Origin of the sequence: Alteribacter populi, from assembly GCF_002352765.1 — a bacterium.
Lineage (GTDB): Bacteria > Bacillota > Bacilli > Bacillales > Salisediminibacteriaceae > Alteribacter > Alteribacter populi.
This window is the reverse complement of the sequence record NZ_KZ293963.1, coordinates 1258836-1280551: the sequence shown is the minus strand read 5'-3', so window position 1 is coordinate 1280551 and position 21716 is coordinate 1258836. Positions and strand designations below refer to the sequence as shown.

At 37.8% G+C, this 21716-nt stretch carries 26 protein-coding genes, 1 tRNA gene and 1 pseudogene; 17 read left to right on the top strand and 11 right to left on the bottom strand.

Annotated features, from left to right (window positions below; genetic code table 11):
* Positions 1–543: 543 nt before the first annotated feature.
* The 3 genes from CDZ94_RS06285 to CDZ94_RS06275 form a co-directional block, all read right to left on the bottom strand.
* Entirely contained in the window at positions 544–771 is a 228-nt protein-coding gene (locus CDZ94_RS06285; RefSeq protein ID WP_096435660.1) for a hypothetical protein, read from the bottom strand.
* Positions 772–1002: 231 nt separating this feature from the next.
* Positions 1003–1827, bottom strand: coding sequence for an AraC family transcriptional regulator (locus tag CDZ94_RS06280; protein WP_096435659.1), 825 nt, complete (start codon positions 1825–1827; stop codon positions 1003–1005).
* 160 nt (positions 1828–1987) lie between these two features.
* The gene (locus CDZ94_RS06275; RefSeq protein ID WP_096435658.1) at positions 1988–2545 is read right to left on the bottom strand and encodes a nucleoside/nucleotide kinase family protein; all 558 of its coding nucleotides are present in this window, start codon (positions 2543–2545) and stop codon (positions 1988–1990) included.
* A 355-nt stretch (positions 2546–2900) separates the two neighbouring features.
* Between CDZ94_RS06275 and CDZ94_RS06270 the strand changes: the two genes are divergently transcribed.
* The 6 genes from CDZ94_RS06270 (at position 2901) to CDZ94_RS21945 (ending at position 7658) form a co-directional block, all read left to right on the top strand.
* A complete protein-coding gene (locus CDZ94_RS06270; protein WP_096435657.1) occupies positions 2901–3872 on the top strand; it encodes a dimethylarginine dimethylaminohydrolase family protein in 972 nt (323 codons plus the stop codon).
* Positions 3873–4548: 676 nt separating this feature from the next.
* The gene (locus CDZ94_RS06265) at positions 4549–5499 is read left to right on the top strand and encodes a hypothetical protein (RefSeq protein WP_096435656.1); all 951 of its coding nucleotides are present in this window, start codon (positions 4549–4551) and stop codon (positions 5497–5499) included.
* A 1030-nt stretch (positions 5500–6529) separates the two neighbouring features.
* Positions 6530–6817 (top strand): hypothetical protein, encoded by a 288-nt coding sequence (locus tag CDZ94_RS06260; protein WP_096435655.1) that lies wholly within the window; start codon positions 6530–6532, stop codon positions 6815–6817.
* 16 nt (positions 6818–6833) lie between these two features.
* Complete coding sequence (locus tag CDZ94_RS06255) at positions 6834–7274, top strand: phBC6A51 family helix-turn-helix protein (RefSeq protein WP_096435654.1); 441 nt, start codon at positions 6834–6836, stop codon at positions 7272–7274.
* A 19-nt stretch (positions 7275–7293) separates the two neighbouring features.
* Positions 7294–7488, top strand: coding sequence for a hypothetical protein (locus CDZ94_RS06250; RefSeq protein ID WP_096435653.1), 195 nt, complete (start codon positions 7294–7296; stop codon positions 7486–7488).
* Positions 7437–7658 carry a phage tail tube protein gene (locus tag CDZ94_RS21945; protein ID WP_096435652.1) on the top strand — a complete coding sequence of 74 codons (222 nt, stop codon included), beginning with the start codon at positions 7437–7439 and terminating at the stop codon, positions 7656–7658. The genes CDZ94_RS06250 and CDZ94_RS21945 overlap by 52 nt, the downstream gene beginning before the upstream one ends.
* A gap of 122 nt (positions 7659–7780) precedes the next feature.
* On the opposite strand, the gene CDZ94_RS06240 is transcribed toward CDZ94_RS21945, so the two are convergent.
* A complete protein-coding gene (locus CDZ94_RS06240; protein WP_096435651.1) occupies positions 7781–8491 on the bottom strand; it encodes a DUF4145 domain-containing protein in 711 nt (236 codons plus the stop codon).
* A 194-nt stretch (positions 8492–8685) separates the two neighbouring features.
* Between CDZ94_RS06240 and CDZ94_RS06235 the strand changes: the two genes are divergently transcribed.
* From CDZ94_RS06235 to CDZ94_RS21810, 3 genes are all read left to right on the top strand, one after another.
* Positions 8686–9318 (top strand): Ntn hydrolase family protein, encoded by a 633-nt coding sequence (locus CDZ94_RS06235; protein ID WP_096435650.1) that lies wholly within the window; start codon positions 8686–8688, stop codon positions 9316–9318.
* Between the two features lie 168 nt (positions 9319–9486).
* Entirely contained in the window at positions 9487–9852 is a 366-nt protein-coding gene (locus CDZ94_RS06230; RefSeq protein WP_096435649.1) for a hypothetical protein, read from the top strand.
* On the top strand, positions 9843–9977 hold the full coding sequence (locus CDZ94_RS21810; protein WP_280951829.1) for a hypothetical protein: 135 nt from the start codon (positions 9843–9845) through the stop codon (positions 9975–9977). The genes CDZ94_RS06230 and CDZ94_RS21810 overlap by 10 nt, the downstream gene beginning before the upstream one ends.
* A 287-nt stretch (positions 9978–10264) precedes the next feature.
* Here CDZ94_RS21810 and CDZ94_RS06225 read toward each other — a convergent pair.
* The 3 genes from CDZ94_RS06225 to CDZ94_RS06215 form a co-directional block, all read right to left on the bottom strand.
* Positions 10265–10340: transfer RNA gene (locus tag CDZ94_RS06225), tRNA-Val, on the bottom strand.
* Between the two features lie 121 nt (positions 10341–10461).
* Positions 10462–10665 (bottom strand): hypothetical protein, encoded by a 204-nt coding sequence (locus CDZ94_RS06220; protein WP_096435648.1) that lies wholly within the window; start codon positions 10663–10665, stop codon positions 10462–10464.
* A 213-nt stretch (positions 10666–10878) separates the two neighbouring features.
* Positions 10879–11439 carry a phosphatidylglycerophosphatase A family protein gene (locus CDZ94_RS06215; RefSeq protein ID WP_096435647.1) on the bottom strand — a complete coding sequence of 187 codons (561 nt, stop codon included), beginning with the start codon at positions 11437–11439 and terminating at the stop codon, positions 10879–10881.
* Between the two features lie 283 nt (positions 11440–11722).
* Between CDZ94_RS06215 and CDZ94_RS06210 the strand changes: the two genes are divergently transcribed.
* The 8 genes and pseudogenes from CDZ94_RS06210 (at position 11723) to CDZ94_RS06180 (ending at position 18357) form a co-directional block, all read left to right on the top strand.
* Positions 11723–12238, top strand: coding sequence for a YjcG family protein (locus tag CDZ94_RS06210; protein WP_096435646.1), 516 nt, complete (start codon positions 11723–11725; stop codon positions 12236–12238).
* A 3-nt stretch (positions 12239–12241) separates the two neighbouring features.
* Positions 12242–12664 (top strand): GNAT family N-acetyltransferase, encoded by a 423-nt coding sequence (locus CDZ94_RS06205; protein WP_096435645.1) that lies wholly within the window; start codon positions 12242–12244, stop codon positions 12662–12664.
* A 145-nt stretch (positions 12665–12809) separates the two neighbouring features.
* Complete coding sequence (locus CDZ94_RS06200) at positions 12810–13013, top strand: hypothetical protein (RefSeq protein WP_096435644.1); 204 nt, start codon at positions 12810–12812, stop codon at positions 13011–13013.
* Between the two features lie 362 nt (positions 13014–13375).
* Positions 13376–14404, top strand: coding sequence for an ion channel (locus tag CDZ94_RS06195; protein WP_096435643.1), 1029 nt, complete (start codon positions 13376–13378; stop codon positions 14402–14404).
* 382 nt (positions 14405–14786) lie between these two features.
* Complete coding sequence (locus CDZ94_RS06190) at positions 14787–15275, top strand: GyrI-like domain-containing protein (protein WP_232735733.1); 489 nt, start codon at positions 14787–14789, stop codon at positions 15273–15275.
* 274 nt (positions 15276–15549) lie between these two features.
* Positions 15550–15681 (top strand): annotated as a pseudogene (locus CDZ94_RS21180) (SAM-dependent methyltransferase); the annotation flags it as partial.
* A 147-nt stretch (positions 15682–15828) separates the two neighbouring features.
* A complete protein-coding gene (locus CDZ94_RS06185; protein ID WP_096435642.1) occupies positions 15829–17844 on the top strand; it encodes a S9 family peptidase in 2016 nt (671 codons plus the stop codon).
* A 90-nt stretch (positions 17845–17934) separates the two neighbouring features.
* The gene (locus tag CDZ94_RS06180) at positions 17935–18357 is read left to right on the top strand and encodes a DUF1801 domain-containing protein (protein ID WP_096435641.1); all 423 of its coding nucleotides are present in this window, start codon (positions 17935–17937) and stop codon (positions 18355–18357) included.
* 949 nt (positions 18358–19306) lie between these two features.
* Here CDZ94_RS06180 and CDZ94_RS06175 read toward each other — a convergent pair.
* The 4 genes from CDZ94_RS06175 to CDZ94_RS06160 form a co-directional block, all read right to left on the bottom strand.
* Complete coding sequence (locus CDZ94_RS06175; protein WP_096435640.1) at positions 19307–19762, bottom strand: GNAT family N-acetyltransferase; 456 nt, start codon at positions 19760–19762, stop codon at positions 19307–19309.
* A gap of 68 nt (positions 19763–19830) precedes the next feature.
* Complete coding sequence (locus CDZ94_RS06170; RefSeq protein WP_096435639.1) at positions 19831–20019, bottom strand: hypothetical protein; 189 nt, start codon at positions 20017–20019, stop codon at positions 19831–19833.
* 84 nt (positions 20020–20103) lie between these two features.
* Positions 20104–20481, bottom strand: coding sequence for a hotdog family protein (locus CDZ94_RS06165; RefSeq protein ID WP_096435638.1), 378 nt, complete (start codon positions 20479–20481; stop codon positions 20104–20106).
* A gap of 56 nt (positions 20482–20537) precedes the next feature.
* Positions 20538–21470, bottom strand: coding sequence for an MBL fold metallo-hydrolase (locus CDZ94_RS06160; RefSeq protein WP_245415705.1), 933 nt, complete (start codon positions 21468–21470; stop codon positions 20538–20540).
* Positions 21471–21716: the final 246 nt, after the last annotated feature.

Below are 21716 nucleotides of genomic sequence, written 5' to 3'. Positions count from 1 at the left end.
CCCCGCCATTAGCGAAGCCATGTTTATAAATTCAGCAATCCCTAATTAAGTTTATTGAAACGTCTAGTTCAACAAGCAAATAGAAAAGTAAGGGCATGAATATAGAACTCCATGCCCTTATTTATTGGTAAATAATAATGTGATTTGCTCTGCGATTTGCGGTTTTGCATCCCACAAGTGAACCCGTTAATTTAATATCCAAGCGTTTTCGCATGCTAATTGTAGTGTTATTTAGAATAATGTCTAACGTTTTCCCTCCAAAAACAGCCCCGTATCTGAATTATTAGACGTCTTTTAAATTAATTTATCGAGAGCTCTATTCTTACTTCTGGAGAGGCTTCTTACTAGCCGTAAAAGTATCTTTAGTACATGAGGTTTCTTCCTTGATTACTTTTATGTCAAGATTTGCATCTTGAAATGCTGAAATTGCTTTGTCAAAGTCGTCTTTTCTTTTATATAAAGCAATATGGACGGAGAGTCATACCATCGGAAAGTCCTTGCCATTAGAATAAGTAGTTCCGATGCTGTGGAGAGCCCGTTTGCTCAAGTAGCGGTATTTAACTTTTTCATTACGAGATGTGAGATTACCAATGAAATTGCCGGGACTAATGGCAATAGAACAAACCAATTTTTAACACCGCTAAAATAGAGGATTGGTATTATTAACGCTCCGCCACCAAAAGATAATAATATTTGAGATTTGTTCTTCAATCCATTAACAAACAGTAGGAATCCAATTACAATCAATAATACAAAAAATAACCAACTCATATGCTCACCACCCATTTTCTTGTTAAAAAAAACAGAGTAAGGTATAGGGGAAACGGGAATATGGATTCTCTGCCAGTTCAACCCTTCACCCTTATTTCTAATTTAATCATAAAATAAATTTCACTTATTTTAGTACTCCCCCGTTAGCATCCAAACAGCAACTGCTCTTTCCCTAATCGCACCCGAATGCTTAATTAGAAAAAGAGGGATCACAAAGACCCCCAACTCCACCTACTTCTTTTTCTTAACAGGAACCCAAATTTCTGTTTTTATATCGTTTCCTTTAACAAATTCAGGAGCTTCAGCTAATTCATAACCAGAAGTAGGGAACCACTCGGTATACACTCGTTCCCATGTCTTTAATAATGCGTCTGGCATTTCCCCAGTAGCTTGAAATACCGCCCATGTTTGGGGAGAGATCTCCAAATGCTCAAGTTCTTTTGGACATGGCTTGGTAGTCACTGTAGCAATATAGTAATCGATGTCTCCATTCTCTTTTGTCAATGAAACATGTAATATGCCTGAAAACGAGGTATTATCGTATGGTTTAACATTCTCTTCGATTTCTTCGATGTGCTCCCATATTTTCGGATTAAATTCGGTTCCACTAGACACTACTGTTTCTTTTTTTCCTACTATGGTAAAAGCTTCTTTCTCCACAAATCTGTAATTCATTTCAACATCTCCCTTAATCGAAATTTGGAAGGTCATTCGAGGATAAGCTTTTAATGGAACGTCAGAATTTTTGACTGAACTAGGAGCTACTTCGTGTAGCGTTTGAAATGCCCTTGAAAATGAATCAGGTGAATTGTAGCCATACTTAATAGCTACATCAATCACTCTCATGTCACTTTCTTTTAAAACAAAAGCAGCTAAGGTCAAACGTCTTCTACGAACATATTCCGTCAAGGATATACCTGCTATGAACGAAAACATTCGTTTAAAATGATGTTCAGAAAAGCATGTGATCTTTGCAACCTCTTCATAATTGATTTCTTCATCCAAATGGGCTTCAATATAGCTTACTGCTGCATTCATATTTTCAAACAAATCCATTTGAATAACCTCCCTTCGCTTTTAAGAATAACAAGATGTTTATTGAACGATCCGATAAAATCTGTTCAGATTTGTAGGATCTGTATATAAAAGCAAAATAACTTTATCAATAACATTGAGATAGATTTAGTACACCTGTTAACATATCACTTCACGGCCACTAAGTAGTCTGTCCGTATCGATTTAACATTCTTTCAGAAATTATCCTTACGATTTCAGATACTGATAATGTTCCATCAACAATGATGTCAGAATTCGGTTTAATCGATTTTAGCATCTCAAGATAACCTCGTCTTCCTTGTGAAACGTAGTTCTTCATATCAATCAAGATCATTTCACTAGAGCTATTTTTAAAATCTCTAGTTACTCGCCTTGCCAAAGCAATGTCCAGTGGAGTATCAACAAATACAGCTAAATCAATAAGTCTACTAGCTTGAGAATGCTTATAGGCAAAAGGAAAGTCTAATACAATGTAATTGAAGGATTGAGCAAGTAACTCTTCTAAATCCTTAATGATAGGAGTTAAATCCCACTCGTCATAATTAGCTCCATTGTCTACCCAATCCAAGATGTCATCAGGACCCTCGAAGTTGTAATCATCAAAAAAAAGTAATTTAGAATTATGTAATTTTTCGTTCAGGTGTGTTGCTATTGTTGTTTTTCCTCCCCCAGAGACAGCAGAAATTGAAATGACCAGTGGTCGCTTTTCTTTCTTCATATAAACCCTCCAAAGGTGCATTATCTTATTCAGCTCAACTCCCAGATTGTAAAAAACATCTTTCTAACTCTGAGTTAATTCTAAGGATAATTTTAACATAAATCACCAAATACCTTTTCTTTCTTTTGGTGTCTCTCAATGTTAGAAGTGGAGATGATTTTCGTTTCGTGTATACGCTCTGTTATACAAAGAATGCAAGTAGATTGTTTTGAAGAAGGGAATACACTGTACGCATTGAATATTTAAGGTAGGCGAATATACAAAATACATGGCGAAGGCTACTTAACTAGTAGGGCTTGTTATTGTAACAATGAGCTAACATCATTCAATTCGTGAACATGAGGAGTGAAAAAATATGTCGATTCAATCGCAAGTAAAAGTTCAAGGGGAGCGCTGGTTTCCATCCGAACAAACCTTTTCAGACGAAATGAAGGATTTATGGGGGGATTGGTACTGTGACTCAGAAGTGGGAAAACTTCATGCCGTACTCATCCATCGTCCCGGAAAAGAAATTGAGGGCATTACAGAAAAAAACTTTGCAGAATATCGTTTTCGCGCAGCAATAAATCCTGAGAGAGCAAGGCAGCAGCAAGATGCACTAGCCGATCTATACCGCGCACATGGCGTGGAGGTTTATTACGTCGAAGGTCAACGCAGTGACCGGCCTAACGCGATGTTTATGAGAGATCTCGTATTTATGACACCAGAAGGGGCAATCGTTTGCCGCCCGTCAATTCCAGCGCGCAGAGGGGAAGAAAAAGCAGTAGCAAGAACCTTAGCTGCACTAGGTGTACCGATCATAAAAACCATTAACGGTAACGGATATTTCGAAGGGGCAAGTGCCATGTGGGTAAACCGTGACACGGTCGTCATTGGGACTGGCAGCCGCACGAACGAAGCTGGGGCCAGACAAGTAGAATCCGAGCTTCATAATATTGGTGTGAAAAATATCATCCGCACCCAAATCTCATATGGATCGATTCATTTAGACGGCTACATGAACATGGTAGATAAAAACAAACTCCTCGTCTTCCCATGGCACATCACCTACGACTGTGCAAAGCAGCTTATAGACCAAGGAATCGAGATCATCGAAGTAACCAATATTGAAGAATTAAAACAAGGAATGAGCATGAACTTCGTTGCACTAGAACCCGGAAAAGTCATTTCCCCATCCGGTTGTCCAGAAACCAAGGCTCTCTTAGAAGACCATGGTGTAGAAGTGATCGAAACTGAAATGGATGAAGTCATGAATGGCTGGGGCTCGATCCATTGCATGACAGCGTTTTTAAAGCGGGATCCGATAGGGAAGGTTAAAACCCACTAATTCTCTTTATATGAGGTTAAGATAATTACGGGTTTAGTGACATACAAACCTCTTTGTTAGTCCATCCTATTTTTTGAACTGACCAACTTTTTACAGCTAGTTAACATGTTGTATTCAGCATTTGAAATCACTTTCATATGTGCAATCTTATTTCGGACCTCTGTGATTTGTATTAATTTCTTTCTTTGGGATTCCGTAAAAAAAGTGGTAAGCGGAGGATATTTGGCGAAGTAACCAACTAATTCATAATACCTGCAGTATTCTAGGTTTCTGTTCACTTGTAAAACAGCGGGCCATTCTAACCCATATTTTTTAGTAAGTGTTGTTTCTTTAATGATGTTTCAATTTCATATTAATCATTTTTACTGTTGTTGATAGAGCACTTTCTTATGTTTTGACACATAGTGCCTGACAGTATGGCCCGAACCCTTAATAACTATGAAACTTAATGAGCTGTTCGTACATTCTCATAGAGGTTGTATGATTCTTTTTTCTTTTTCAGACCTCATGGATCCACTTATCAAGTATTGGCTTCATAGGATCGATTGAAATTCTTCTGCCACTCCACAAAATCAAATTCTTTATAAAATTTACCATCTATCCTCCTTGTAGTCAAAAATGCATGGTACAATTAGATTATAAAATTCTAATCATTTCAATTTGAGGGGGTGGGAAAATGAGAAAGAAAGGTTTATATGGAGTTATGTTAGTTACGTTGCTGGGGTGTTCTTCAACGTCAGCAGAGGATGAAGTTATTTCGATGATTGATGGAGGAAATTATAATGTATCCTATCTAATCAATGAATATAATTTAACCGATCTTGAAGAAACATCCTACGATTATAATCAATTTTTACTATATGAAGAACTTGAAGGGCTATTTAATGATGATGAATACATAGCGTTAATTAAAAAAGTCCAAGAATCCTCAATAAGTGAAGAAGTTTTAATTGAACCTACAGTTACTTTGCTTGAAAATTCTTTTAGTGGCTTATTAGATGATGGGGATAGCGTAATCGCAAAGAATAGATATAATGATTTAAATGATGAATATAAATCTTTTTTATCACACATTGAAGATGAAATTAATTTAGTTGAACAGGAAAGAAAAGAAGCCAGTGAGAGAGAGAGAGAAGAAAAAGAAGAAGAAGCACGTAGTAAAATCGGTGATTATATAGAAATGATTCACAATCAAGACTATGAAACTTTAATATTTGAAACTTTATCAGGCACTACTGAAGTAGAAGAGAATTATTATAATCTAGCCAACGCTTATGACGAATTTTTTAATGACTCATCTGGACTAGATGAAACTTATATTCATGGTCTTCAATCAATGGCAGAGTTTTACTTAGGTGAAATTTCTAATCCTGATCCAGAAACAGAGGAATTAATAGAGTCATTATACACAATGATAGAAATGAGAAAAAATGAAGATGCAGGAGAACTTGGTGTAATTGTTGGAATGACGGTTGAACAAGTTCTTAGTTCACAATGGGGAGAGCCTAATAAAGTTAATACTAGAACAACAAATTATGGTGTGCGAGAACAATGGGTTTATGGTAACGGTCATTATTTATACTTTGAAGATGGTATTCTAGTTTCAATAACTACAAGGGATTATTAATTTAACCAACCACAACGCTTACTATTTTTCTAGTAGGCGTTTTCTTTGGCTCAAAATCTCATTTAAAGGTAATGACAACTATTCAATATGTACTGTGCAATCATAACTTCCCAGTCATCCAGGAAATCTTGATTAGCAAGTTTTAATATGCTCATTTCGCATAGATTGTTGCTACTTTTTGAGCGTCACGGTCTTTCAACTACTCAAATGAGTAATATATCGACGATGGTAGGTGCTTTATCCTCTGCTCAAGCATTATTTCGGCGCAAACAGGCAATATATCATCGGAAACTGTTCTATTATCGGCGAAAAATCAGCATCATATCAGCGTTACGGGGTTTTTATTATACGGGTTAACGTAATGCTACCGCAGGTTATTACGTAGAGTAGGGCGCAGATTACAGCGCTGGGTAACGTTATTAAAAAAATTTTACCGATCATGTGCGGTTTACTGGTCACGCCTTGTATAGTTACTAAAGCCCTTAAAAGATCTTAAAGATTTTAAAGGCTATCCAACTTTAAACAATTCATATAAACTTCCCTTTGTAACGGTTTTAATGATGGAGGGGGTGCCGTTAACCGGGGATTAGGTGCCGAAACTATGCATGATAAAGGGCGACAGGTTTACCGTAACTTAAAAGCTAACGGCGCTATACCTGAAAGCAGGGTTAGCGTTATAAAGCTTAGCCAGCCCGGTAAAAAGCCAGCTAATAGCAGTAGCCTTATTAACAGGTTTTTAGGGCGCTAAATAGCCCATATATCAGCCGTATCAAGCCGACATTAAACGACACGTATACGCCTTGTCCCTATTTACGGGGGTGATAGGCTGGATAAACTTGGAATGGGTGTATGTATATTGAAACGACCAACTAACAAAGGGTTACGGGAAAGTATTGCGGAACTTGATAAGCAGTTAGAAAGCTACGGGGTAGCGCCGTACGGGTACGATGTAAGAGCAGAGGATGGCTAAGAGAATGCTAGCGAACTTAACGAAAAGCTACGCCCGTTTATTGTGCAGTTTACGGCATTAGTGAATAAGGCACGTAAGCACGTTACGGTAGATAGCGGGAACGTAGAGGGCTACGTTAGTAAAGCGGACGAGCTTAGCAAGTGCCAAGACGTATTACTATCGACTATGGGGTTTGCGTATGCTTACGCGTTAAAGATGATTATTAACGGCTTTACTGACGCTGATGATGATATTTACTCGCTATTTATTGCTGTTAAACTTACTGAATTTACCGAGATTAAACGGTTACTAACTTTAAAGAGTGGCGATACGCCGGAACTAGGCGTAACCGTTACTGTACAAGAATAATAAAGGAGGAAATTGTATGCCACGCAAAACAATTAAAGACTACGAAAAGGTTTTAAAGCCTTTGCAAGTGCAGGTAGCTAACCCTATGGTACTGAACGAGTACAAACCACGTAAAGAAAGGCAGAGTGTTACGGCGATTTGCGAGGAACACGGTATTAGCCGTGCGTGCTATTACTTGTGGGCTAAACAGCCGTTATTTATTGCGTATAAAGCAAGGCTTAGCGAAAGGAACTTAAATTACCTTAAAACAAAGGTAGACGCTAGCCTTATGCGCTTAATTGATGATGGGACGGAACACCTGACAAGTGCAAAAGCAATCGAAATTTATTACAAGCTGGGCGGGCACTTAGTTGACCGTACGGTTACGGGTGAAACCGAGGAAGACGTTGTAACACAAGCATCAGCGCAGGAAATTGATGCGGAACTAGAAAAACTTAACCAACTATTAAACAAGTAATTAACGAAGGGGTTTATTTATGGCAGTTAAAGGAGTAGATATTTTAATCCTAGTTGAAGACGCTGGGGAACTAAAGGCGATCGGCGGGCAACGCTTAACGAAAGTAACGATACGCCTACGGGCGGTTATAAGGGGTTTGAATACAGCTTTGGCGAGTGGACTATTAGTTGTGATGGCGTTTATGTACGTGATGATGATGGCTACAATGCGCTAGTTAGTGCTATGCGTAATAAGGAGAAGGTAACGATACGCTGGACTGAACAGGGCGATAACACGTTTGAAGGTACTGCGCTGGTACTTAGCCGTGACCTAGAAGGACCTTACGATGGCGAAGCTACGTACTCTATGGAGTTGCAAGGTAGCGGGGAACCGCAGGCAGTTTAATAACGTAAGTACCTAAGTTAACCCAGCCAATATAAAATCTAATCCTATTTTAGTGGGTATGCCTAAACTGGTGTGCCCGCCTTTTTTTGTTCCCTAATCAGACTAAAGCGAAGTAAAGCATGTTAATCGTCAATTCTGTATTTATGTAATTCGTATATTATTTCCAATACATGCTCAATAATCGCAATACTTTTGCGGATGTTTTTACGGGGGGGCACTTCAATTTCGTGTACAGCTTTATTACCAATATCTCTAACACGCTGAAGTATATTCGCTTGTTCCCAAACTAAATAACCCTTTTCAAACAGACTATAAATCTTACCCTCTAAACTAGATGAAATAATAGGAGTGCCCTTTAAATTCCCTTTACTATGGTTTTTAACGCTACCATCATTATTGTATAGCTTTCCTTTTTCAATACCCAATTCAATACAAACTGCTTCAATTAAGGTTCTAATCCCAGCGGAGCAAAGTATTAGCAAATCCATATTTTGAGCGGTGATTACTTCATCGTAAAGTTCAAGTATATGTTTTGGAACATAGTTAAACTCTTTATTGACAACGACTTTAAAACCAGGAATAGGTTTAAGGTTTTTTGTTTCCTCGGGGAAGTGGTGGTACGCCTCAAAATGCATATAATCAGGTTTGTTTTCTGGACCATATATATGTAAAAAAGCAATCTCATCACACCCTAAACAACGGATAGTGTTATAAATATCTAGTAATTCACCTTTATCATGGTGGCTATACTTCTGTTTGTACTTCATTAAAACCTCATGATTTGTTTCGCTTTTACACCTAAAACAAAACACTTTATCTTCTAACTTTTCCATATAATACACCTCTTAATGTGTTCCTTTTTTGAACTAACTTTTACAATTAAAAAATCTATGAAGTTTTTAATATATTATGGATATATATGTTAAAATAAAATCCAAAGATATACAACTCCTTTTGCTAAACAATGTACTTTTATTGAATGAAGAATACTGTTAAATCCAATATAACATAGAAAGAAGGGGATTATATGACAATGGTTATAGCCGTTAAAAATGGTGATAGCGTTATTATGACGGCGGATAAAAGAGTTACTCAAACCAATATTAGTAACGGTACACCGACAAGTTACTCGGACGATTATAAAAAAATAAAGGTTATCGATAATAGGTATATTGTTTCTTTTGCAGGAAGGACCTTTGTTGCAGAACAAGCATTTGATTTTATTGATCATAATATTGAGAGACTAAGTGTTAATGAACCTTCCGTTTTTTTTAAAGATGCATTTAATTATGGAAAAGCTTGTTTTGAGTCTAGGCAGCTAGGGATTCCAGCAACCTCAACTTTCTTTTTAGGCTATATCCAATCAACCACTCCTATCTTACAAGGATTCTCTTCTGACGATGATTACAACCCTATTAACCTAGATGCCACCATTAAAGCAAGGGCAACTAGTCTAGAAGCAGAGAATATTGTAAGAGGTGAAGCAGTTGCCTATATTAATTCTGAATTAGAACGGCGTAATAATGAATTAGCCTCTACTATAGAACTTAGTAATATATACTTTCAAGCTATAAGAAGGGTAAATGATGTAATGATCGGTGATACCGCTAATACTGTAGTTTTATCACCTCGTGGAATTGAAGAAATAGAACATCCATAATATTACAATATACTTATATACATATATGGGTAGATACATTGAATGGGCAAGGACTACTGAGTTCTTGCTTTTTGTTTGTATAAATTTGGATTTGAGAGTTGATATCGAACAAATGTTCCTATATTATTTAAACAAGTATTATGATAATAAGTATTGGAGGCGATTTGTTTGAAAGAAGGAAACGGTAAAATTGAAGCGGTACTTGGATTAATTGAGCAGGAAGTATATGCGGTTAAAAACGGTAAACCGTTAAAGGGTAGCATAGGCACCGAGGACGGGCATTTATGGTACAACGTTAAGGGGATTAGCGTGCAGGCACGTATGCTTATGTACACATACTACCACGGGTTAGACGCAATTAACGGCAAAATGATTAAGCTAATTGACGATAGTAACCCCCGTAATCTTACGGCTGGTAACTTAATTGCGGTTGAGCGTAAGTTATTGACCCGGCGAGCGATTACGAACAAAGCTAACGGAAACCAACGCAGTACACCGAAAAAGAGTTACAAGCACGCCGTATATTGGAACTGATTAATGAGGGTAAAACGGTTAAGGAAGTAGCGCAGGAGTTGGGCGTTAAAAACCAGCGTGTATATGACGTTAAAAACGGCAAGGCACAAAAGAAGGCGACAGCAGATTTAAGGGTGCAGGCTTAACGCTTGCCCCCTTTTTTGTACAATTTTATTAACGCCAGTTCTTGCACTAACGCTTACCCGTTAGCTCAACAACATCTTTTATTTCCTTTAAAACCTTTTAACGCCATACAAATACAACTCCCTAACGTTTGTGTTAGTAACGTATTTAATAGCGTTTAAGTATCGGTTTAACGTTAGCTTTTACGCATAAACATACCGCTACCTTTTCGGAGTGTGTACCGCTACCTTGTATGAAAATACAAAAAAACAACGTAATAAAACGTTGATTTAATAGCGATTAATATGTATGGTGTCCCGTACTGGGCTCGAACCAGTGACCTCTACCCTGTCAAGGTAGCGCTCTCCCAACTGAGCTAACGGAACGTGGGAGTGTTTTATGTATGCGTCGCAAATGTGTTAGCGACAATTAATAATATATCGGAATAGGGCAGATAAGTCAATAGATTTTTTGCGATTTCTTTATCGGACAGAAAAATTCTATGAACTATTCATCATACGTATAGCGAACGACGTAGCGGTTGTCCTTTAGTTTGCGGATTTCTACCCATGGTGGGATTTCATAGCCGTTGTGCCAGTTTTCTTCGAGTTTGGCTTTTAGACAGCTTGCTTGGAATTTTGAATTGAAGATTTCTTTAAAATAAATCCATTTGGTTCGTGATATAGTTTCGGGTAGTTTTTTCTCGGCCATTAAGATCACCTCAAAGTTTCTCGTATTGAAGATTATTTTATGTAAAGTGGTGCATCTTGGTCACATTGATTTACAGCTTGAAATCGCGGAACGAAGCAATGTTGAGTAAATGCTTACTTTTATTTTATAATAAACTTTACGAAAGGATACCATTCATTGTTGGAAGAATCAAGAAAGCCCTCGCAGTTTGTGCGAGAGCAAGGTATTCGTTCATTAGCCAATCCGTTCTTCTTCATCACGTTTTTTAATTTCTTCTTCTCTAAGACGCTCTTGTCGGTCTCTTAGACGGTGGGCGAGGCGGCTTGAGGCATTGGCTGCGATGCTGCAAAGCAGGTCATCTAGAAAGGTATGGACGCGGTCGTCTTTCTTTTGATCAAGCTCGCGGATGATGCCGACTTTTTCTTTATCCAAATAACCAAAAGACGTAACAGCAATACTTCCATAACCGAAGACCGACCCTAACGCTATCGTTTCGTCTACACCAAACAACCCTTCATCCATTTCTACAATGGATTGGAGGGGTTCTGAGAGCTGTTTTTTTTCTGCTAATTTATCTAGTTCGATTCCGACTAGAACCGCATGTTGGATTTCACGTTTCTCTAGTACTTTATCGACGCTGTCCATGCAGTCTTCCAGTTGCAGGTCTGGATTATATTGCGCTTGCATGTCGTAAACGATCCTCGCGAGGTCTTCAATTTCTACGCCTCGTTCTTTTAGCAATGTTCTAGCTGCATTTTCTACTACGTGACAATGAACTGGACGTCTTTCTGACATGATCATACCTCCAAAATGTAGGGATAAGTTAGGATTAGTTTATCATAATGGTTAATTGAAAGATAACTTTGAGTTTTTCAACACGAATGATAGTGGAAAAAAAGGAGAATTCGTGGTATATGTTGAATAGACGATAAAGGCAGGTTTTCTTCGAGAGGTTGTCCATGGAACTCGTGCTAATTTCTTTATTTTGTTAATGCCCGTTTGTAACACGTGAATGGAAAACGCATGTAAAGATGATGTTATTGAATAAAACTGACCAATTTTAAGGAGGGTGCTCACCATGAAATATGGCATAACCATTTTTCCATCAAAAAAACTACAAGATATCGCAAACTCATATCGCAAACGATACGATACACACTATGCGCTTATTCCACCGCATCTTACGTTAAAGGAATCTTTTGAAGCGGAAGAAGAGGATCTTCCAGAGCTGCTTAATGAAATGCGTAATGCAGCAAAAGAGGTGGACCCGTTTACATTGGAAGTCTATAAATTCGGGTCTTTCCACCCGGTAACGAATACGATTTATATGAAAACTCGAGAAAACGAAACACTCCTTGCTTTGAGAAATCGCTTGAACAGCGGAAAGCTTGAGCATCATTATGATTACAAGTTCGTACCGCACATTACCATTGGACAGCAATTAGATAACGATGAGTGTTCTGATGTGTTTGGACGATTAAAAATGGAGTCCATTAATCACGAAGAGTTAGTCGATCGTTTTTCTCTTTTATATCAGTTGGATAACAATATGTGGACAGTTTATGAGACGTTTCGTCTTGGTAAAGGAGAATAAACATTGGAAGTAAGGGTCGTACAATCAGCAAAAGAAAAAGAAGATGCCTACTTTGTAAGACGAGTTGTTTTTGTCGACGAACAACAAGTTCCTGAAGAGGAAGAGATCGATCAATATGAACAAGATGCGATCCACTTTGTCGCCTATGACGAACAGAAACCTGTCGGTGCAGGTCGACTGCGGATTCTTGATGATATTGGGAAAGTAGAGCGTATTTGCGTTCTGAAAGAATACCGAAAACGAGGTGTCGGCGATCTTCTCATGAAAAAAATTGAGGAAGAAGTCACTCGCCATTCCATTGAGGAGCTTAAGCTGAACGCTCAAACGAGTGCAGAAACGTTTTACACAAAGCTCGGATATAAAGTTTTTTCCGGTGAATTCTTTGATGCCGGTATTCCGCATGTGGCGATGAAAAAGCAAGTGTAATTCAAGTAGAACAACCTAATCCATGGATTAGGTTGTTTTGTTGACTAGAAGTGTCCTTTACTATAGATATAATCAGCTTTTTGTCAAAGTTATTGTCATCATAGGCATAATCACCGATAAGTCCGGTATTTATTAGGAGGAAAGCATGTTTACAAAACTAAGACTTTTAGAATGGCTAGGTTTTATCATAGGCGTTGTTGGTATTTTAGGGTATAGCACGATAATCTCAGGAGCAAGTCCTAATACGGGAATGACGATCTTATTCATTGCATTAGCGATTGGAGGTTTTATTACGACGTTATCAGCTTTCTTAATGAGAAGGTCGCGCGAAACCAAAGGAAAGCAGTGATGGAGAGAGAGTCAATCTTATTTTAGGTAATATTGGTCGTTGCCTTCTATGTATAATTTCATCTATTACGGTATGATGTTCTCGACAACTATCTATTAGATCTATTGGGAACGCTTTATATTCTTTTAGTAGTATTAATCTCATCGTTAGTAACGACTAAAAAACGAACAAACCAATTCATTTCAAATTGATGATTGAAATTGTTAAAGAAGAGCTGATTGATATTAAATCGATCAGCTTTTTATAAGTTTTCGGGGCGAGTATAGATCTTATTGTAATGAATGAGAGGGATTTGTAAAATCATATCTTTCCCTTTAATGGAAAAGATAACTGAGGTGCAACTCAAACGTTAGGGGGAGATCATGATGCTCTTTATATTTGAGGTAATGAGGATTGCAGTAAGAATGAATAAATACACGTTGGTTATCCTCACAACAGTGTTTCTAGTGAGTAGTTCTTTTATCATTCACTGGATAGAACCCAACATGTTTAAAGATGCATTTATTGGTTTCTGGTACGTAATGACAACTGTAACAACGACTGGTTATGGGGATTTTGTACCTGAAACCGTGCTTGGAAAGGTTTTTGGATTGTTCTTATATTTTTTTGGTATCGGGTTGATCGGGATTGTGATAGGGAAGGTTGTTGAGGGATTCGGTATGTATCGTAAATACAAGGAGGAAGGAAAGTTGCGGTATAAAGGCAGTAACCATTATGTAATTATTGGCTGGTCAGATAAAGCGAGACATACATATAATCAATTAATGGAAATAGAGGATAACCCCGATATTCTGTTAATTGATACGCTTACAAGTGAACCGAGCGAATATGGAAAACTATTTTACATCCAAGGGGACGTAACAGATAAGGATACATTAGAAAGAGCGAATATTATTGAATCAGAAGCTGTCCTTATTTTCACTGAAAACTATGTGAAGGATACAACAGCAGCAGATGGAAAGTCACTCTTGATAGTTTCGGCAATTGAAAGCTATGCAAAAGAGAAGAAGAAGGACATTTATACAATCGTAGAGATTTTAGAAGAAAAGCACATTATCAACTTTAAGCATGCGAATGTTGACGAATTTGTCGTCGCTGGTGAAGCTCTTTCTGATCTTATGGCTAAGTCGGCAGTCCATAAGGGATCGAGTAAATTAGTGATGCACCTTCTAAGTCGAAAATCGGGTGTTGATATTTGGAAATTAAAGAAAAAAGCATCATGGGAAACCTACAATGATGCTTATGAAATGTTGAAGCAATTAGGAGCAAACTTAATTTCTGATAGACATGACTTTAACATATTAAGTAAATTAGATGATCCCATTCCAAACGATGCAGAACTTTTTATCATCTGTAATAAAGAAACCTATGAACGAGCTATGCATGCATAACATCATTCATCATTGTTCTTTAACAATACTCCATAACAAGTAATAATGGTATTTCTGATTAAAATATTCAAAAAATGTATTTGTTTTAACTGTGAAATTGAAATTCTTGATAAAATGTATTATATAGTGTGCGTTCAAAAAGTATCAAAGTTGGTCCGCTTAATATGAAGGGTAATTTTGGGGGATTCGGTTTTTACGATTTGAACGGCCATTTGCTGAGTGCAAGAAATGTTTTACATGAGGGCCAAGGGGAATTAAAACAGAAGAATTAATTCTTTCCTGCGCATTTGGTAATCAAAGGTAGGAAGGCCGGAGAAGGGGTTTTTTCAGAGTTTATCATTTGTAAGATTATAATTATCATGTGTAATTAGGGGGAGTCAACATGATGACAGCTAAGGTTGTGACACGGGAATCATTCACGATTGTTGGTTATCAGTATCAGGCAAACTTAAAGGAAATTGAAGAACAGAAATTAGGAAAAAAGACATTAACGCGTTTGAAAAAAAAAGTGGAATTGGTAAAAAATAAAGCTGGGGCTCAGGTTTATTTAATCCAGGCTTATGAGATGAAGCCTGACTTTAACCCAAACGTCGATCGTTTCACACAAGTCATCGGCTATAAAGTATCCAAGCCACACGAAATTCCTGAAGGGATGATTTCACATACCTTGCCAGAGAGCAGGTATGTGACTACCACACATAAAGGGTTAGAAACTGATCTAAATCAAACATATGATTACTTATACGGAAAATGGTTCACAGAGAATCCATATTACCCCGCAGGCTACGACTTTGAAATCTGGGATGAGCGATATAAGCCGGAAGAAGCGGGGAATGAAATAGACGTTTACATTGCGATGAAAAGCATGTAATTGTGGTAATGGGTTTATTCACAGGGTAACAAAATCGTATATTGTTTTATGTGGTTGGAACATGTTTTACCAAGTATTACAGATAGATTTTCAATCGCTAAACTAGAAGTGAATTAATTTTGGTTTGTGATAACGAGATTATCTTATTACACTACTTAGTAGCGTTTCTTCAAAATGAAGGAACGCTTTTTCCTATTTTCACCAATAATTAAATGATATTAATGTTAAAATTAAGAATAAAGGAAATATTGCAACTATAGAATGGGGAATTTATATGGATCTGTTCGATACCAATCGTAGAGCTTGGGATAAAAAAGTTGAAGACGGAGCTGTTTATACGAAACCTATAATTAAAGAATTAATTGAAAAAAGTAAAATAGGAGAATGGGAAACAACAGTAACATCGCTTAACAAGAGCAGGTGTGTTCTTTGAAGTTGATTCCGTAGGACATGCGAAACTTGTTCGGTCGGAAGTAATAGAAAGGTTTTGAAGGGATTACAGTAATTAATTTGAATTTAATGTAGCAAAGGGTAATCATAGGGAGGGAAAATGATGAGTAAAAACGATACAAACTATTTAACGATTGAAGAAGTGATATCCTTATCCCATTTTCATGATACTGCCATTAGTGAGGATGGTCAGCAAGTAGCTTATGTAAGAAAAACATCAGATTGGGATGACAATACGTATCGTCAACATGTTTGGGTTTATGATAGCAATATCGACAAGAGTCATCCAGTCACTGTTGGTAAAAACGAAAGTATACATCCCCGGTGGTCTCCAGACTCTCAAAGTCTTGCTTACCTAAGCCCAGTAGGGGAAGGCGATGAAAAGAAGAAACAGATTTTTATCCAACCTAGTCAGGAAACGGGAGTGTTACAAATTTCTCATACTGAGCATAGTGTTGAAAACTTTAAATGGGCTCCAGACGGGAAAGGCCTCTTCTTCACAGCCAAACGTCCAGAATCAGAAAAAATGAAGCAGCGCAGGGAAATGTTCGGTGACTTCACCTACATTGACCAAGATTTTCATTATCATTCATTATATTATCTGGATCTTGGAAAAGGAAAACAAAAGGCGAACATGCTTCACCAACTTCCGAAAGATTTACGTGTTAATGGAGAAGGCGAATTTGGTAATAAGAAGCATGAAGATGATGAGACAAGCTTGCCGTTAACCGAATGTATGGACATTCATATTTGTCACTATGATATTTCAGCAGACGGTCAAAAAGTCGTTTTTAACGCGACTCCAACTCCAAGAATTGTTGACTTTCATGAACAAGAAATTTACCTTTTGGATATGAAATCCAAGGAAATTACGAAACTGGATATTACTCCTCTACACGTAGGGAATGTCCTTTTTTCTGACGATGGTTCGAAGATTTGCTACAACCGTTATGTGCAGGAAAAAGCGATTTATAACAATATTACACTGGAAATTTATGATCTGGAAAAAAAAGAAACTAGCCAGCCTATAAAACATGTAGACGAGCATATTTTTCCGGTTCGCTGGGTAGAAGACGGGATTTTGGTTACCTGGCAAGAGCGGACGAATTATATAGTAGGTCTCGTCTCCGAGGAGGGCAAGTTAATTCCCCTTGTCAATAAAGAGGACATGGCAGCCTCATCTCCATCAATCACTTCAAATGGTAGAAACTTTGTTTGTATCAAAGCAACATCGCTAGAGGCTGCCGAGGTATACCTTAACGATAAACGAATAACCGAACAGTATAAGCTGTATGAAGGGAGACAAAAGAGTCAAAAAGAAGTCATCTGTTGGAAAACGAATGATGGATTGGAAATTGAGGGGGTATTGTCTAAACCAACCGATTACGATTCTTCTAAGGCGTATCCGCTGCTTCTTGCCGTTCATGGGGGGCCGGTTGCGGCTTCCATCGCAACCCCAACTACGAACAAATACCAACCAATCGAACAATTCGTACAAAAAGGCTTTCTTGTCTTGGAACCGAATTACCGAGGGAGCTCGGGATACGGTGAAGCCTTTCGTAAAGCCAACTATCGTCAATTAGGGCTGGGTGACTACGAGGACGTTATTTCAGGAGTCGATGACCTTATCGAAAAAGGGATAGTAGACCCAGAAAGAGTCGGCATTATGGGATGGAGCCAAGGGGGATATATATCCGCTTTTTGTGCCACATACAGCAATCGTTTTAAAGCGATATCCGTTGGAGCTGGGATTTCCAATTGGATGACCTATTATGTCAATACAGACATCACCACGTTTACACAGTTTTACCTTGGGGATACACCTTGGAACGACGAGGAAATATACCGAAAAACGTCACCCATGACGTACATCAATAATGCCTCTACGCCAACATTGATTCAACACGGTGAAAAAGATACACGCGTCCCCGTGCCAAACGCCTTTGAGTTGTATCGCGGATTAAAAGATGTTGGTGTTGAAACAGAATTGGTTATATACAAAGGAATGGAGCACGGATCAGATAAACCTGGACTCAATCGGGCTATTTTAAAACAAAATTTAGACTGGTTCTCTCATCATATATTGGGCGAAAAATTAATAGAGAACCGAAAGCACTAGCTACTTAATATAGGAAATCCGTATTGGGAAAAGAAATAGTGTCATTTATGATCACCAAGCTTTCTATAAAAGAAAAGGAGTGAATCTAATATGTACGAACAAAAAACAAAGGAAACCGATAAAAGTGTCATTGAGTTTATTGAAAACGTTGAAAGTCCTAAGAAATGCGAAGATGCTTATAAGTTATTAGCTATTTTTACTGAAACGACAGGCTATCAAGCGAAGATGTGGGGACCGAGCATTATTGGCTTTGGTTCATATCATTATAAATATGAATCTGGTCACGAAGGTGACGCTCCTTTAGTAGGCTTTTCACCTCGAAAATCCAACATAAGTTTGTATTTTGCAACGGGTGACACAACGCGAGACGAACTGTTAAAGGACTTCGGAAAACATAAGGCTGGAAAAGCATGTGTGTACATCAATAAAATAGCAGATATTGAAGTGGATGTTTTAAAAGCATTAATCGACTCCTCTATAAAGTTTTTACGAGAAACTTATCCGGATAATTAGCGGGTAATATATAAAGCACACCCATTTTAAAAAGGCTCATCTGCGCAGTTGGCCGTAATCTAGCGAGACTCTTGCGGAAAAACGGGCCAGCCGAGACCCCGCAGGGCGCATTTCCCGAGGAGGCTTGGCGGTTCGTCCGCGGAAAGCGAGCAGATGGAGGCCAACGGAGCTGCATAAAGTTACTCTTATTTTAACACCAAGCAAGTTAGACACCGTAGCCAAGTTGAAATGTGTTTAAAAGCTCCCTTAATAAAAATGATCTTCTGCGTAGTAGGCCGTAATCTGTGAGACTCCCTGCGGAAAAACGGACCAGCCGAGACCCCGCAGTGCGCATTTCCCGAGGAGGCTTGGCGGTTCGTCCGCGGAAAGCGAGCAGATGCAGGCCAACGGAGCTCCATAAAGTCCATCTTAATTTAACACCAAGCAACAACCCAAAAATTACGACAAAACATGTCATTAACAAGTAAAAAATTCGGCACCGTTACTGTGCAGTTATCGGGATTTTTGATAGTTAATAGGTTAGTTCTCAAAAGAGGGGATGAGGTAAATGGAAGTAGGAACAATTTTCATATTTTCAATTGCAATAGGTGCTTTGTCTGTTGCGATAATGTCACTATCAAAAATAGAAAAAATGGATAAAAGAATTAAAGACTTAGAAAATAAATAATTGATATACATAACACTCTGATGTCGTGACCATAAAAAACAGAAAGTAATGAAATTAAGCACGATGAACATCATCTAACGGGTTGTAGATCATAGACTAAACAACTGAAATCAACAGAATTATTCACAAGGCATGGAGAACATTCCCCATGCCTTTCAATAATTATTGCTTGAATAACCTCTCCTTTCGTTTTGCATAATACCCCAGTTACCGATGATACAAAACAAACGGCATGTTACTGCTCGCCCTTTACAAATAAACTGGTTACTTGATTTTAACAACCTAGCTTGTGGATTTTTCATAAATTTTAATATGTCCGCCGCTTACTCCGTAGGCAACGCCATTGTTTGTCCAGCCGTATTTTTCGTAGTAATTTTCAAGGTCAGAAGTCAAATAGAGCTTTTTGTAGCCTAAATCATTAGCAAGTTTTAGCCCGTAATTCAGAAGCTCTGAGCCTATTTGTTTTCCCCTGAACTCTTTGTCTACAAATAAACAGGCAAGCCACGGGCATAGATCCTGCCTGCTGTTGAGGTCGTTTCTAATGATAGCAGCTGTCCCAATAATCTTTTTATTCTTTAATGCCACATAAAATAATGGAATGTCATCAGAATTTATGCACGAATGAATCATGCAATCCTTGTAAAATTTATAATTGCTCTCGTTTCCCCATTCTTTCCAAAACACTTGAACTGCTTCTTCAAATATGTCATCTCCGTGTTGAAGAACGACCATCTCCATCTAACACCCTCCGTCCAATTCATGAGCTTACTCATTTGAAATCTCAAAAATAATCTTTCAGTCTCAATTTAATTAGTTTGTAACTTTTTTAGCATGACACCGTTTGCAACAAATCCAATTAATCCACTAATTACAAAGATATACGCTACAAACAAAGGTGTTGAAGAAGGTGATTCAGTAAGTATTCTAAATATGCCAACAGCAAAAATAAGCAAACTACATATAAGTGTAATAATTGTTCGAGCTTTATTTTTCATTATTTCAAACCTCCTAATAGTAAATGATCAATGTTAACAATACCTTAAACTATACTGTTGTTTATTGAAGAAGAAAAGATAAGCTTATAATATTACTCCTGCAAAGCTTCCTCTCAATACTTGTTTCTCATGCTGGTTTGTGCATAGGAAAGAGGCGAAAATAGAGGTGCGATTATTGTCTTGCTTTTCAAACTTCTCGATCGTTACTTCACATCTTATTGTATCTTCTGTAAAAACGGGTCTCAAAAACTCAAAATTCATAGTACGAGCCAGTACATTGTTATCTCCGCCAACTTTTGTTGGTAATGTAGCAGTTAACAACCCTTGAATGACAAGCTTCCCCTGTTCATCAGGAGTAATATGATGAGAACCTTCATCACATGAAACTTCTGTAAATAGTTCAACATCCCTTACTGTAAACGTCCGTTCAAACGTAATGACATCTCCTACTTTTAATGACATATGATCCCCCCTGAAGGTTGATTGAAATATGAATATTACAATAATTTAATGTATAGTTATATGAGAAAATCTTGAGGTTTCCAATCTTTCGGCTTTATGTTCTTATTCATCCACTTCTTTTGTGGTGCTTGGTATGGGGTGGTGGCGATTAATTGATTATTGTGCCAGCTTGCTGCTCCGGAACGAATCATTTCATCGAGCAGGATTTGAATAAATTCTTCTGGCTGAAGCTGGAAAGAGTAGCGTGCAAAATCTTGGAACCAACCACACTTTAGTAGGTAAGTATCAATTTCTTCGTTTGCCAATCCGTTTTTAATAATTAAAGTGAATGAAAAAATCCTCTTGCACGCATGCCATGAAATCTTTTCTGGCATCTTGAGCCACTTTTCAAGCCTATTCCTTGCTGCATCAATGGCAGCCAGGGGATTCTCCATTTGAGGTCCATGTCCTGAATATGCCTGCCTGATCTGGAGCGTGGACAACCGATCCAAACTTTCTATAGACCGTTGAATCGATGTGACACCCTCTCGAAAGATGTTTAACCATCCGATATCATTTTTGTGAAAGAGATCTCCACAAATTAATATTTCTTCTTCAGGTTCGTATAAAGATATATGTCCTAACGTATGTCCCGGTGTGTACAAGACTTTCAAGGTTCTACTTCCTGTGTTAATCTCATCGTTATCTGAGAGCTTTGTTTCGACTAGGTAAGGTTCGACAGGCTGATCTAACCATTCTGCACTACAGGCTTCAGAGTCACAAGAATTAATTATATCGGCTTCCCATTTATGAGCAGCAATTGTAACACCATAATTTTTTTGGAGATGAAAATTGCCTCCTACATGGTCACTATGATAGTGCGTATTCATAATAAGGTGTAAATCTTCTGGTGAAACGCCAACTTCTTTAATTAATTGCTCTGTATAGTTCGCATCACTCCCAAAACCTGTATCAACGAGAATCGGGAGTTGATCGTTAATAAGAATCATATTTGCACTTGGAAATGTTCTTTCAAAGAAGATAATACTGGATTTTTTAATAAGCTATTCCTCCTTGAATTGAATGACGAAACAATTATGATCGAACGTTCGCTCAATTATATTATACAAAATAAACAGAATATTTAAAATGAATCTGTTTATATTCTAAATGGTTATTTTAGAGATGGTGTAACTTAGATATTTACATACATACTGTATGTATGATAAAGTGAATGTAACATAATAATGGAAGAG

Coding starts and splice junctions, on each gene's coding strand:
- CDZ94_RS06275 (WP_096435658.1), bottom strand. CDS start 2,545: ATGAAGAAAGAAAAGCGACCACTGGTCATTTCAATTTCTGCTGTCTCT.
- CDZ94_RS06255 (WP_096435654.1), top strand. CDS start 6,834: ATGCCACGCAAAACAATTAAAGACTACGAAAAGGTTTTAAAGCCTTTG.
- CDZ94_RS06160 (WP_245415705.1), bottom strand. CDS start 21,470: ATGATTCTTATTAACGATCAACTCCCGATTCTCGTTGATACAGGTTTT.
- CDZ94_RS06210 (WP_096435646.1), top strand. CDS start 11,723: ATGAAATATGGCATAACCATTTTTCCATCAAAAAAACTACAAGATATC.
- CDZ94_RS06240 (WP_096435651.1), bottom strand. CDS start 8,491: ATGGAAAAGTTAGAAGATAAAGTGTTTTGTTTTAGGTGTAAAAGCGAA.
- CDZ94_RS06195 (WP_096435643.1), top strand. CDS start 13,376: ATGATGCTCTTTATATTTGAGGTAATGAGGATTGCAGTAAGAATGAAT.
- CDZ94_RS06285 (WP_096435660.1), bottom strand. CDS start 771: ATGAGTTGGTTATTTTTTGTATTATTGATTGTAATTGGATTCCTACTG.
- CDZ94_RS06165 (WP_096435638.1), bottom strand. CDS start 20,481: ATGTCATTAAAAGTAGGAGATGTCATTACGTTTGAACGGACGTTTACA.
- CDZ94_RS06270 (WP_096435657.1), top strand. CDS start 2,901: ATGTCGATTCAATCGCAAGTAAAAGTTCAAGGGGAGCGCTGGTTTCCA.
- CDZ94_RS06280 (WP_096435659.1), bottom strand. CDS start 1,827: ATGGATTTGTTTGAAAATATGAATGCAGCAGTAAGCTATATTGAAGCC.
- CDZ94_RS06265 (WP_096435656.1), top strand. CDS start 4,549: ATGAGAAAGAAAGGTTTATATGGAGTTATGTTAGTTACGTTGCTGGGG.
- CDZ94_RS06215 (WP_096435647.1), bottom strand. CDS start 11,439: ATGTCAGAAAGACGTCCAGTTCATTGTCACGTAGTAGAAAATGCAGCT.
- CDZ94_RS06190 (WP_232735733.1), top strand. CDS start 14,787: ATGATGACAGCTAAGGTTGTGACACGGGAATCATTCACGATTGTTGGT.
- CDZ94_RS06250 (WP_096435653.1), top strand. CDS start 7,294: ATGGCAGTTAAAGGAGTAGATATTTTAATCCTAGTTGAAGACGCTGGG.
- CDZ94_RS06220 (WP_096435648.1), bottom strand. CDS start 10,665: ATGGCCGAGAAAAAACTACCCGAAACTATATCACGAACCAAATGGATT.
- CDZ94_RS06185 (WP_096435642.1), top strand. CDS start 15,829: ATGAGTAAAAACGATACAAACTATTTAACGATTGAAGAAGTGATATCC.
- CDZ94_RS06175 (WP_096435640.1), bottom strand. CDS start 19,762: ATGGAGATGGTCGTTCTTCAACACGGAGATGACATATTTGAAGAAGCA.
- CDZ94_RS06200 (WP_096435644.1), top strand. CDS start 12,810: ATGTTTACAAAACTAAGACTTTTAGAATGGCTAGGTTTTATCATAGGC.
- CDZ94_RS06170 (WP_096435639.1), bottom strand. CDS start 20,019: ATGAAAAATAAAGCTCGAACAATTATTACACTTATATGTAGTTTGCTT.
- CDZ94_RS06180 (WP_096435641.1), top strand. CDS start 17,935: ATGTACGAACAAAAAACAAAGGAAACCGATAAAAGTGTCATTGAGTTT.
- CDZ94_RS06235 (WP_096435650.1), top strand. CDS start 8,686: ATGACAATGGTTATAGCCGTTAAAAATGGTGATAGCGTTATTATGACG.